The organism is Adlercreutzia mucosicola DSM 19490 (assembly GCF_000422625.1).
Lineage (GTDB): Bacteria > Actinomycetota > Coriobacteriia > Coriobacteriales > Eggerthellaceae > Adlercreutzia > Adlercreutzia mucosicola.
Window position 1 is genome coordinate 383,026 of the sequence record NZ_KE383895.1, and the last position, 14,490, is coordinate 397,515.

1 protein-coding gene (only partly in view) is annotated in these 14,490 nt (G+C 64.9%); it reads left to right on the top strand.

The window, feature by feature from the left end:
* Positions 1-14,490, top strand: partial view of an InlB B-repeat-containing protein gene (locus G503_RS15310; protein ID WP_156892021.1) — the 5' portion only. 25,791 nt of this gene lie beyond the right edge of the window; 14,490 of the gene's 40,281 nt are visible here — the first part of the coding sequence; it begins with the start codon at positions 1-3; its stop codon lies off the right edge, out of view.

The window sequence follows — 14,490 nt, forward strand, 5'->3', positions numbered from 1 at the left end:
ATGATGGAAAACAACGAACGTAAGGGTCAGTACGACGTGACGAACGCCGCGCGCAAGGCGGCCTTCGACACCGACGCTCATTGGCACACCCGGGTGCCGGCGCCGCCCGCGCCGGTGAACACCTTCTCGACGAAGCTGTGGGTGCGCGTTCTGTCGGTGTGCCTGTCGCTGTTGCTGGCAGTGACCATGTTCGATGCGACGGCACTGGTATCCTATGCCGACGAGCTGACCGACGAGGCGGCGCCCCTGGCAAGCACGGGCGGCACGACCGAGAGCACTGCGCCCGACACGTCGTGGGCGGCGGCCCTCCAGGGCCAGGCCCTCGACGAGGCGGTGCTGACGTCGCTGGTGCCCGCGGGGCTGATCCCCGCGTCCGACGTGCTGCCGCAGGTGACGGTGGACAGCGAGGGCGTGGCCGAGGAGGATCGCGTCGATCTGACCGGTCGCGTGCGTCCTCATCTGGTGATGTCCAGTGTGCCCTACAGCGCCAGCCAGGGTCTGTTCCTGAAGAACGCGCGCGCCCAGGCTTCCTTCGAGCTGGGCAATCGCGGGCTGCTGCTGGAAGGCGGCACGCTGGCGGGATCGAAGGCGGGCGACCGCTTCGTGTTCACCATGGACGTGCCCTATCTCTATACTAATGATAGCGGAGATGTGGCCGCCACCTATTCCCAGGAAGAGTGGAAGCTGCGCACCGCCTTGGCCAACGAGGCCGCGAAGGCGACGTCGGGCGCCCCCGATGCCGCCGCCGGCGAGCGCGAGGCCCGCGAGGCGGCGGCCGATGCGGCCCTCAGCGCCGAAACGGTGGCCAGCGCCCCGCGCGTGGCCCTGTTCGCCGAGGCGTTGCCCGAGGGCTGGTCGCTCTGGCAGGAGCACGCCGGTTCCTATCGCGCTCTGACCGACGAGGACCTGCAGGCTGGCGTGAGCGGCCGTCTGATCTGGCGTTACGACGCCAACGACGGCAAGCTGGATGCTGCTGCGGCCCTGCCGGCCTTCGAGGTGGGTTTCGCGGGCAGCGTACCTGCAGGTACGCTCGTACCCATATACTATGGGTACGAGATGCACTCCTTCACTGCCCGTGCGGTTGAGGGCGAGGAAGCGCCGCTGCCCCAGTACGGCGACGCGAAGCGCGCCGCCGTGGGCTCCTACCAGGTGTCCAACGAGGAGAGTGATGCGGCCGCCACGCTGACCGTGACGCCCCAGGCAGCCCTCATGCCGCGCACGGCCTTCGCCGACGGCACGGGGTATGCGGTCCACCTGGTGCGCTATGAGGTGCCCGCCGATGCGCCGGCGGCCACGGCTATCGCCCTGGGCGCCGCCTTCCCCGCCGACTACGCCGGTGCCGGCGGCGTGACCGATGCGGTGCTCATGGCCCACCAGGCCGATGAGGACGGCAACCCCCTCACGGCCGAGGAAGCTGCCGCCGCGGCCGCGGCCGACGACTCCCAGGATGCTACCTATGTGGGCGTGCCGGGCAAGGGCGGCGTGCTCGTGCTGGATGTGACGGGGCTGTCCGAGCAGCAGATCGCCGCCATCAATCCCATGAAGGCCTCCTCGCTGGAGGCGCTGGGCTTAAAGCCGCTGCCCTATACGGTGACGGACGACAGCCGTATCCAGCTGGCCCGCACCGGCGACGATGGCCGCATCGAGCCTGGCCAGGCTCGCCAGCTGTACGTGGCTGCCCCCTATACGGAGGCCGCCGTGACCTTCGTGGCGCCTAAGCCCGCCGAGGATGCCGACGCCGCCGCGGCGGCCGAGGCCGAAGCGGCTCCCGAGCAGACCCTTCCCGTGCATGCCCAGTTCGACGTGCAGCTCTCCACGGCGGGTGTGGGCGAGTCCGTGGTGTACGCCGAGTGCTTCAACACTGATACGGTCTTCACCGAGACCGCCATGGGCGACGCCTTCATGACCGACGAGCAGGTGGAGGCGGCCCAGGGCGAGCAGGCTGAGAAGCCCCAGCCCACGCTGCCCGGCCTGGAAGCGCCCGGCAGTGCGCTTACGCCGGGCGGTCCTCGCCCCAGCGACGGCGTGGGCGACGCCAACGAGGCCGACGCTCCCGACGACGATGGTGCCGAAGCCGAGGCCGACCGCGCCGAGACCGAGAAGGCCGAGGTGCCCGAGGGCTACCGCGACGCCGATAACGCTCCCAATCTATTGTTGGACGCCGAGGCCGGCGGCAGCCTGCTGCGCAGCCGCGTCCGCTCGGCCGCCGTGCCCTTCGCCAGCCAGCTGTACCAGCTGCCGAGCGATTATCTGGACCCGCACTTGCACATTTCGGGCGGCACCGCCGTGGACGGCATGACCAACGCCAACATGATCAAATCTCAGGAGATCATCGAGGTCACCCTGATGCCCAACCCCACGAAGAAGACCGGCTTCCTCGGCAAGCACGAGTCGTTCATTGGCACCGCCGGCGGCATGGACCAGGTGAAGAACGCCGCAGTGAAGTTCACGCTGGAAATTCCCTACCTGTACTTTACCGACACGGCCACGGTGACCACTACGAACGAGAAGGAATGGCGCGAGGCCCAGACGAAGTGGCCCGAAGGCAAGGCCATGTACACCAACAACCAGCAGCGGCTGGCTCTGTACCCCACCACGTCCACCATCAATACTTACGACTTCTCGAAGGACGGCGGCAACACCTGGCTCACCTCCCAGGAGATGCAGCAGTACATAACCGCCGGCATGACCGGCACCTGGACGCTGCGCTACCGTTCCACCAACACGCAGAAGCCCTACCAGCTGCCGAAGGACCCGGCCAACGAGAAGTTCAGCGTGAAGTTCGTGGGCAGCGTGCCCGACAACACCGGCGCCACGGTGAAGCTGGGCTATTCCTACAACACCTACACCGACGGCTCGAACGTGGAAACCCGCGGCGCCCAGGACACCGTGGTGGCGCCTGGCACCAAGCGCAGCGACGGCGCCTCCAACGTGCTGGAGGCCACCTTCATCCAGACGAACCTGAAGTGGGAGCTGATGAACGAGAGCGTGGTGAGCAAGCCCGTTCTGTGGGACCACTACAACTATGCCGTGTGGAAGGTGACAGTGCAGAACATCTCGGAAACTCGCGAGTCCGAGATCGACTTCATGAACTACGTGTTCCGCTTCGACGCGGCCGACGGCTCGACGGCCGGCTTGCGCTCGAACGACACCCTTACCCTGAAGTACGACGAGAACACCGGCAAGGACATCAAGGATCCCGAAGCCTACAAGGTGAACACCAACGTGGACGTCAGCGATTCGAAGGCCAAGTACATCGGCAAGCCCAAGGCGGGCGGTATCCTCATTTACGACGTGTCCACCCTGAGCAATGACCAGATTGCCTCGTTGAACGTAGACGACTTCTCCAACGCCGACGATTTGGGCCTGACGCCTTTGCCCTACGGCACCGGCGGCCGCTCGGGTCAGATCACCTTGGACTACACCGAGCAGGACATGCCCTACGGCAAGCACCTGATCTCGCACGACCCCGCGGCTATCGCGCAGATTAAGAATCCCGACGGCACCGAGCCCACCGAGGAGGAGCGCGAGGAGATCATTGCCAGCGAGTCGGACAAGCTGGTGCTGATCATCGCGCTGCCCTACACCACCAATTACAGCCAGACCGCCGGCGAGTACGCCAATGCCAAGTGGGAGGTGCTGGCCACCGCCAACTTCGGCAACCGCGGCTACGACCAGGACGGCCAGTCGCTCGACTACCAGTGGATGAAGACCTTCACCGGCGAGAACGCCTACAAGTCGAACTTCACGGCGCCCAGCTACGGCGCCTCGGTCAGCAAGGTGGCCATCGACCCCGATACCAAGGTGGAGAAGGCCACCGACGTGGAAGCGGCCATGGGCCGGATGCTCACCTACCGCATCAAGAACATCAAGAACACCGGCAACGTGCCCCTGTACGGCGAAGATGAGAAGGACGCTACCAGCTACGGCATGACCCTGGCCGACCAGCTGCCCCGCGGCTTCCACCTGTCGGGCATCGACATCAGCGTGGACCGCAGCGCCTATTCCAAACTGACCCGGGAAGTGCCCAACACCTCGACGGAAGAGGGGGCGCCTGCCACCATTACCCAGTCCATCGCCGACATCTCGGACTGGTTCGATCTGGAAGCGGGCCAGGCGGCGTTGAATAAAGATGCGGTCATGCCCATCCAGTTCCAGGTGCGCGACGCCTCGGGCAACCTCAGCTGGCGCTTCTTCAATGTGCCGGTGCGTACCGAGCTGTCGGCCGATGGCAAGAAGTACGTCTGGCACATCGGCAGCAGCACCGACACGGCCGCGGGCATTGCCGAGTACCTGGAAACCCAGGGCATTGCCGCGGCTCCCAGTCGCAAGTACGTGGGCTCCACCAAGCCCACTACCGAGTTCACGGGCCTGTTCCGCGTGCTGTTCCGCCATATTATTCCGGCGGGCACCTATAGGGACACGTCCCAGATGACGGGCTTCGAGGCCTTCACGCTGCCGGTGAACATCGATGTGTCGGGCGTGATGATCGAGTCGCTGTCCGATGGCAAGAACAACTGGTACACCAACCGCACGGGCCTGACCTACGGCAAGCGTCGCTATGTGGTCGACGGCCAGTCGGGCGCCTATATGCAGGGCGGCGAGTTGTACACCGGCAACTCCGACGAGGCCACGGCCACCTTCAAGCCCCTGATCACGAAGCCCTTGCTGACGGCGCGCCCCGTGTCGATGTACGACGGCTCGGGCGGGGTGGACGCGAACCTGGAGAAGGAGGGCACCTGGTCCGGCGGCCGTCAGACCGACGCGAAGGTGCGCCCCGTTCTGGTGGCCACCGACAACGCTGGCTGGCGTTTCCGCATCGGCAACGACTCGGCCTCGCGCATGGCACCCGCCTGCTTCTCGGTGGGGCCCATTCCCGACGGTATCAACACTGCCACCATCACCACGGTGAATACCGCGGGCGATAAGGGCACAGGTACCCTGATTACCCCCTCGCTCGTACCCGGCGCCACCCAGAAGACGCCCTACTTCGTGACCGATCGCATCCGTTTGGGCAGCGCGTTCTTCGGCACCTATCATCCGGAGGTGGGTCCCGACGTCTTCGGTGCGGAGGTCACCGATGATGCGGGCAATGTGACCGGCTATACCCCCGACTACGCCGCTCAGGTGAGCCAGGTAGACCTGACCTATTATGCGAGCGCGAGCAACAACGCCGACATCATCCAGCAGACCAAGACGCTGTACAAGGCCAACACCGGTCAGAAGCTGTGGGGCGTCTTCAAGCCCGAGACCACCAAGGACGCCAGCGGCAACACGGTGTACACGGGTCGCTATGTGCTGAAAGTGGACGAGCTGGGGCTTGCCGCCCCGGGCGATAAGATCTATGTCACCAACCTGAAGATCTATATGACCCAGTTCTCGAAGGACAAGAAGATCGTGCCCACCGACATGACCGACGCTACGGTGGAAATCCTGGGTACTTCGAAGGAAGTGGGATCGCTGCCGCTGTACGCCCAGTGGAGCACCGATTACGCGAACCCCTCGGGCAACAGCAACGTGGCCGACGTGGCTACGCTGACCAGCATGTACATTCCCATCAAGCCCACGGTGGGCACCAGCTACGGTTACGTGGACCATCAGGGCAAGCGCCTGAATCAGACGGCCGTTCCCTACCGTTGGGGCGATCTGGAGGAGGAGACGAGCTTCTTCCGGTACACCCTGACCAATGAATCGCCCTACGAGATCAGCGATTTTGGCCTGGACCTTATGGTGAACGGGCTGACGCAGGAGGCCGAGTCGGTCACCGATGGCGGCACGACCACGGCGGGCCACACCCTGTGGCGCGGCTTCCTGACGCGCAACGTGGTGGTGCCCGGCTTCGTGTACGGCCGCGAGCCGCTCTACGACGAGGCGGGCAACAAGCTGTACAACGATGACGGCACGCCCCAGCTGGCGGCCGAGAACAGCTGGTTTTATTCCTATGGCGAGCTGGGCAGCATCGACGTGCTGAACCAGAACAACGCCACGGCCACTATTATGAACGGCGAGCCCGACGGCACGGCCGACAGCAAGTTGGCCCCCGATGTCTCCTACGACATCGCCGTGGCTCTGGCCGAGATCAACGCCCAGGTGAAGGCCGGTGCCACCACGGGCGTGGTGGCCAGCACCACCTATCCCAACATCTCGTTGGATCTGGGTGCCGGCGGCGCGACTACGGCCACGCTGACCGTGCGCGTATCCGACGACGGCGAGGCCTTCGACGCGGCGGGCAACCAGACCTACGGGCTTTTGAACGACGCGGCGGGCAACGCCACCGATGCGCCCTTGAAGATGGTGCGCCTGCGCTTCGACCGGGTGAACAGCCAGGCGAAGATCAGCGACGTGGCCACGCAGTTCGATGTGCCGGTGGCCAACACCGCACCGGTGGTGTACCTGACCGGTCGCGCCGACAGCCACGACAACAAGAACGTGACCACCCAGGCCCAGGGCTTCACCACCACGGCGTCCTACGGTCCCGATATGATGATCGGCAAGGGCAAGCGTGAAGAGCAGTCGGGCAACACTAAGATAAATCGTCTGGCCAGCCAGAGCACCATGACGTTCGGCGCCTTTGCATCTGCCATCGACTACACCACCACGAAGCCGGCTACGAGTCGTCCCAATTTGGGTACCGCAGCCACGGCAACCAACGACGGCGTGGAAGTGGCGAACTACGCCGACGACGTGAACTACAACTTCACGGTGAAGAACACGGGTCTGAACCGCTCGGACGATGCGGTGGTCACCGTGAACATGGACGATCTGAGCACCTATTTGGGCGATCCGGTAAACGATGTGCAGGGTTTCCTCACGAAGAAGGTTACCTTCAGCGAGGGCCTGTTCAAGTTTGGCCAAACAGTGCGCGCCGACAACACCCCGGCGAATCTGGAAAGCTCGCTGACCGATGTGGTGTTCTACTTCCGCACCGTGCAGGACAACGGTGGCGTGAAGACGGCCCTGGCGGCTACCAACCGCCTGTACGGTCAGGGCGCGGCGGCCACCACCAACGACGGCGACGGTAAGGTGGCCACCGACAACGGCGAGGGGTACCATGTACGCTTGACGCGCGACGAGCTGCTGGCCCTGTGGGCCGATGCCCAGGCGGCCGATCCGACAGCGACCGCCTTCGACATCGACCTGACCAGCCATGCCGCCTTCGCGGCCTATACCGATTGCTATCTGGAGCGCATCGAAGTGCGCTACAGTGAGGTGGATCCGGCTAAGAACGCCTCGGCCCAAACTATGCATATCGGCCTGACTGGCAAGGTGAACTGGTGGTACAAGAACGGTTGCCAGCAGCCGGCCAATTCTTCGACGCCCGACTACTCCAAGGTGTGTGCCACGGCGAAGCTGGTGCAGACCCAGAAGCTGGACAAGCAGGCCCAGAGCAGCGCCCGCACCGGCCATGTGAAAGTGTACTACCCGGCCATGGAGCTGCACACCTACGGCCAGTACGGCCCCACATTCAACGCCTATATGAACAACGCCACCTACGGCACCACGGCGGCCAGCGATGGCTCCGGTACGCGCACGAGCGTGCCCTACGACCGCGACTTCAAGCTGTGGGCGAATCTGAGCAACCAGCGCAATGTCTCGACGCTGGACTTGGTGGACGTGACCATCGACCTGCCCTTGGCCTGGGAGACCGTCGCCCAGCTGGACGGCAGCTCTAAGAGCGACTATGTGGGCTTCCATACCACGAAGATGACGGTGAACGCCGAGCTGTTCGCCACCTACAACAAGGGCCGCGTGGGCACCATCGTGTTGAAGGGCTACGGCGAGGGCGACGGAGCCAAGGACAAGGAAGTGACTTGGACGCTTTCGCCCGACGACGCCTATCTGGCCGCAGCCGCTATCACGCCGGCCGCAGGCCCGGCCACGCGCACGCCGTCGTTCTTCCACGACAAGACCTGCGCGGGCAATCACAGCTTCGTGACCGCTACGCCCCAGCCGGGAACGAGCGGCGGTGACGGCACCGGCGACGGCACCGGCGACGGTGCCGGCGATGGCTCCGGTGATGGCTCCGGTGATGGCACGGGCGACGGGGAGGGCGACTCATCCGGTAGTGCGGGCGACGGCTCGGGCGACGCGACCCCGACCCCGACGGCCTGCGAGTACTACCTGAACGCCGACGGCGATTTGGTGATCACCGAGGAGATGCTGCGCGCTCACGGTATCGCGAACCTGAAGTCGGTGAAGCTGGTGGGCTGGGAAGACATGGCCTGCGACGATGCCTCTACCGCCCCGGCCAATGATTGGGACAACGCCCAGAACATCGTGTTCGACGGCTATGCCGACCATAACTTCGATACGGGTATCTACCTGAACGCCAAGACCGAGAACTTCCTGCGCAAGCTGCGCAACCCCTCGGCGCTGTTCATGGTGGGCAGCCCCGTCACGCGCATCGACCAGTCGTGGATCTATATGTCGAAGATGTACTTCGACACCATGAACCGCTCGGGTCTGTACGACTCCAACGCGGGCAACACCACTGCGGCGCCGACCAACAACCGCCGCTTCTCGCAGTACACCCGCGGTTCCTGGGATACCCATCATGAAGGCCATTCGGGTTACACCGATGGCGAGTACAACTTCGCTTTGGATGTGGGCTATAAGTCGCAGGTGTCGTTGCTGGCCGACTTCCGCCAGGTAAACAGCGCCTACAACCAGGGCGCTCCCGGCCCGTGGGCCTGCCATACCGAGCAGGGCCCGTGGAATTCGGACAACTTCCGCGGCCGCAATCTGACCTGGGTGGGACCGGAGACCTACAACTCCGGCATGGTCATGCACATGACCCAGACGGTGCCGAACGGCTACTTCGATTCCTACTATCTGAAGATCCGCCGCGACGCCGCGCCCTTCGTGGACGGTATTACGGTGTACTACAGCGACAAGAAGACCATGTACATCAGCGGCGAGGAGATCAAGCGTCTGCTGCAGGGCACCACGGCCGATGCCGACCAGGCCGGCTACGGCTCCACGGGCCAGTACTTCCGCCTGAACCTGCTGGCCACCGAGGGCGCCGGCACCGACCGCAAGCACGTGGCCAGCTACGGCTCGGAGACCACCAATCCCGGCAACGTGGATCGCGCCGACTACTACCGCGATCCCGTAGACGACTATTCCAACCAGTCGGTGACCGGGGCCACGGCCGGCGCGCCTGACTTCACCGTGGAGAAGATCGTCTACGACATCCGCATCAACCAGTACCAGTACACGGACGGCTCCCTGGCCCAGAACACCAACCGCTACGCTGACGGCAGCTTCGTGGAGAATGCCAACGAGGGCAGCGCGCTCGACCGTCCCGACTTCGGTGCCGACATCTACGGGTTGAGTGTCGATCGCGAGGACATCGCCGACCGCATGGCCCTGGAGATCAACGGCCGCATGTACACCGAGACGTCGAAGACCGGCGTGGACACCATCGTGGACACCGCACTGGAGGTAGGCGGCACCCATTCGGGCAACGACCGCGCCGGGCATGTGGCCATGACCCGCTGCGACACGCCGGCCAAGCAGGAGAAGAACGCCTATCGCAGCGCGTGGTCCTACCAGGACTACCATCGCAGCGGCGGCTACTATCGCCACGACGACTGCGCCGCCCGCATGCGCCATCTGCGCTCCTACAACCGCATCATCGCCCTGACCGACGGCAACTACACCGAGAAGGGCATCACCTGGAACGACACCGCCTACACGCAGCTGGGCGAATCGACCGAGGGCAGGAACATGACGAGCCACGGTCTGTTCGGCGGCGACACGGCCTTCAATATCGCGATGTACCGCTACAACCTGTATCGCTGGGATACGGGCTGGGGCAACCCCAGCTATTCCAGTTCCGTGGGCAGCCGCGGCTACTATCCCAACGACTGGGGCGTGAACTACGTGTCGTTTGCCGATAAGCTGATGATCGACGACGTGATGCCCTGGTGCCAGCCCGACGACGACCTGTCCTACTACGGCTTCCTCACCATGGGCCTGAAGGTGCAGGCGGGCGTGCTGGATCACCTGCGCACCTACAAGGACGCCTATATCAAGTTCACCACGAAGAAGTGGGGCGCGAACAAGGGCGTGGCCCCCTACACCTACGACTCGGCTACGGAGAAGTACTTCGACGCTGCCGGCGCGTGGGTAGACGCCGATGGCAACCTGCTGCGCACGGACGAGAACGGCAACGGCGCTTTCAAGGTGTACGGCGAGCTTGCCGGTGCGGGGCGCACCTTCATCATGCGCCGCGACGGCATCTACGAGGTGGCCGGCGGCGCCGAGACCCAGGTGTCCACCCAGGGCCTCGATTACGTGACGAGCGCCGCGGGCGCCGGCATGATCAAGTTCGAGCGCGATGGCGAGGAGACCCACGAGTACCTGCGCACGGGCAATCCGGCCGTGCTGAAGCTGGATGTGAACGAGTTCATCACCAGCTACACCATGGATCTGGGCCCTTACAGCGGCAACGGCGACATCACCGCCGAATCGAACGGCGTGTACAAGTCGGTGGACCGCGACGACGCGAGCGCGGTGGACGTGCGCGTGCTCGGTCGCCCCTACGTGTACAAGGGCCAGAAGCGCCCCGGCACCAACACGGTGAGCGATGTGGCCGATGCCCGCAACAAGGCCCGCACCTGGTCCTACAACTTCAACAACATGCCGGTGGACCCCGACCAGCGCATCTACGACGGCACGGGCTCCAAGAAGTCGCCGGCCTGGCGTGCCAGCTCCAGCGCGGGCTATAGCCGCCAGCCCCAGGACACCGCCTATTACCTGGGCTACCTCATTCCGTTCTCCTACGGGTCGGACATCTCGCGGGCTCAGTGGAACAACGGCGCAGGTACTCTGAATATCGAGGGCAACCTGGCCGACTACGAGGACGACAATCTGACGCCGGTGGTGGACACCTACGAGGTGCGCTTCTGGAACCGCACCGACAAGAACATCGATATGGACGACGAGTACCGTGCGGCCCACATCAGCACCGTGAAACTGAAGGCATCGTGGACCGAGGGCTTCGACAACCTGGTAACCGGCGCCACCCCCAGCACCCTGCGCGTGCAGAAGGTGTACGTGCCGAGCCAGTTCGTGCCCGTGGGCGGTCATGCCCGTCGCGCCGATTGGTTCCAGGCCCAGGACTTCACCTTCACCGTGTACCACACGGCCGGCCGCACCAATACGGTGACCCTGTCGTGGAACGACATGGTGAGCCTGGGCATGGTATCGGGCTCGGTGGCCGATGCCGCCGGCATCCCCGCCTTCACGGGTGCGCCGTTGACCAGCGGAAACTACAAGGGCAGCTACGTGATCGACCTGGAGAAGTACCTGCGCGCCTCGGCGGCCGTGGATGCCCTGCAGGCTGCGAACCCCGGCATCACCGCCGAGGCGCTGTACGACGCCCTGAACGGCAGTGCGGGCTCGGGCTACGACTTCGGTCTGAATCTGGCCGGCTACATCGAGGCCCAGAAGGGCAACAAGAACAACGGCTGGGCCGACCAGGCAAACCCGACGGCGGCTGAGGTGAATGATCCGACCTTCGTGGCCACGGCCAAGGCAGCCGTGGCGAACTTGGTGAGGCCGAATCTGGTGGGCACCTATAAGACGCTCGACCATACCAACACCCTGGGCGGGGCGAACAGCGCCTGGGCCAGCGAGTCCACGGTAAACCTCACCTACGCGGCCCCCTATGTGACCTCGCTGCAGTTCACCTTCACCTCGCCTTTGGCCACGCGCGAGAAGCCCGAGACCATGCTGGACTCGGGCCAGTACCTGGGCGAGGTTCCCGAGACCGGCCGCAGCCAGGGCAACAAGGACGCGGCCACGAACTTCGCCTTCGCCTACGACGGCGTGTACGCCGACCGCGAGGTAGGCGACTTCCGCACGGCCGAGGAGACGGGCACCGATCCGGTGAAGGGCCATTGGAACTACTGGTCCACCCCCACCTTCGACAAGCAGGGCAACGAGTTCGACGGCACCACCATGAACAACCATCTGGCCGTGGTGCAGCCCGTGGAAACCCGCGACCCCAACAAGCGCAAGGAAGCTTCCACGGAATATGACGATCAGCGCACCGATGTGTCCCACCGCCTGGGCGCTCTGGTCACCGACATGCAGCGTGGCAAGAAGGTGAGCCTGAACGGCGCTGACACCTGGATCTTCGGCTACGACTACGACGACCGCTCCATCGCCTCGCCGGTGAGCTTCGACCCGGCAAGCGGCGCGGGCGTGGACATTCCCAACGGCGACTTGTACGCGGGCGACTACGTGGAGTACAACCTGTACGTGGGCGCCGGCGACGAGAAGATTCGCACCGACCGCACGTACTATACGGGCAGCACGGCCACGGGCTTCGAGACCTCCTCGCTGCCCTTACAGCAGGTGAACGGCCGCTTCGAAGTGCCTGAGGGCCAGCGCATCGTGGGCTGGGAAGTGCAGAAGTACTACGATGCCGCCCAGGGCAAGTGGGTGGAGAACAACACGGCCGCCCAGAAGCAGGCCGACGGTTCCTTCGGCGCGCCGCACAATGTGAAGGCCGACCTGCGGGCCGCCGACGGTACCGTGTCGGTGGCCGACGCGCCCCAGCAGACCGACCTGTCCCAGAAAGACGGCGTTGAGCAATACGACAACAACCGCGTGCTCACCTTCAGCGTGGGCGAGCTGAACCGCGACGCCGACAAGGACAACGCCGCTGCCTCCAGCCAGATCGATCCCGGTCGCGGCGTGTGGATTCGCGTGATCACCCAGATGACCGACGAGCTGGAGACCGCCGAGAACTACGGCGATTCCGTGAACGGGGCCGTGCATAGCGACAACCCCAGCTACCAGGGCCAGGCCCTGCAAGCGAACTTCTACGCCACGGTGGCCCCGCTGCACGGTTTCACCCAGTACCGCGTGTACAACAACAACGGCACGGCCGACAGCAACGACCGCGTGAGCCGCCCCTTCGCGACCGACACGCGCGAGAAGGGCTACATCGCCGGCGCCCACACCAACGCGGCGGGCGGTAGCGACAACTGCGTGCAGAGCGACGCCTCGCTGCTGAAGTACAGCTACGACTACCGGGACATCTTCTTCGATGGCTTCACGCAGCTGGCAGCGCACAACTATTCCAGCGTGCTGTTCCATAGGCACGCCACGAATCAGGTGGGCATCCTGCCCGAGTTCTACGACCCGGCCGGCAACGGCGGCGCGGGCGCGGTGAACCCGGTGTCGTCCAGCAACCAGCTGGCCAACGCCGACGGCAATCGCATGCGCCTGGTGGTGTCGAACATCCGCAACACCACGTGGCACGAGTCCACCATGACCATGACCGTGTCGTTCATGCGCGCCCAGAACAACACGGCCGAGGGTGCCACGGGCTTCGACGCCAACGGCAACCCCGACGGCGTGCGCTACTTCGAGCTGACCGAGCAGCCCACCTATACGGCCACCGATCACAGCAGCGCCTTTGTGGACGGCAAGCCTCCGGTGCTGGATTACCCGAGTGCCGCTGCGGGCAGCACGGCCCTGCTGCCGGAAAGCACGAACGGCCCCGACGGCAACCTGCATCAGCTGCCCGAGACCGTAGTGCCCGCCGACAACCTGACCGGCGACGGGGCGACGAAGGCCACCGAGCGCCCGGCGCTGAAGATCGAATACTACGTGCCCAACTGGTACGCTCCCCAGGCGCCGTTGTCCCGCGCTTGGCTGGACACGCGCGAGACGGTGACCGAGAGCATCATGCCCCTGGCCACGCAGCCCATCACCGGCAGCAATGGCGCGTGGGTGACCTACGACGAGCTGGCCGCGAAGTACGGCGAGGACATCGACTCCACTGTCGACGGCACGCTGTCGGGCGAGGGCCACACGGCCAACGGCAACGTGTTCCGCGACGTGACCGGTGTGCGCTGGACCTACTACGACGTGCCTGCCACCGCTGGCAACGCCTCCACGGCCTTCCCGCTGGACGACGTGTCGCTTTTGGGCGTGGCCCGCTATCAGGACACCCGCCGCGACGACCTGACGCTGTCCAATGTCTCGGGCGCCTCCGAGCAGCCCGACTCCTGGTCGCCCCAGACCCAGGTGGACGTGGCCTTCACCCACACCGACAACGAGAACACGGTGCTGGACTTCATCGACATGACGAAGGTGCCCACGGGCACGGCCACGAAGAACGCCAACGTGAGCGCGGGCGTCAGCGAGTTCACGCCCAACAACGGCACGACGGGCGCGCCCCAACTGACCGACGGCGATGCCGTGGCCCACGACACGCTGCTGACCAAGCAGGACGAGGGCAAGACGGCGGGCAAGACCATCCAGCGCCGCAGCCCCGTGATGCGCTTCCAGGCCCAGGCCTTCCAGACGGCGACCCAGGCCGAGGCGCCCTACAACGCCAATGCCGCCCAGAAGACCAGCTACATCGCTGGCGAGCAGATGTGGTACAAGAACACCTTGGCCAATATGCCCAAGACGAAGAACGTGGGCAAGAAGAACCTGGAAGGCGAGCTGTACAACCCGGTGTTC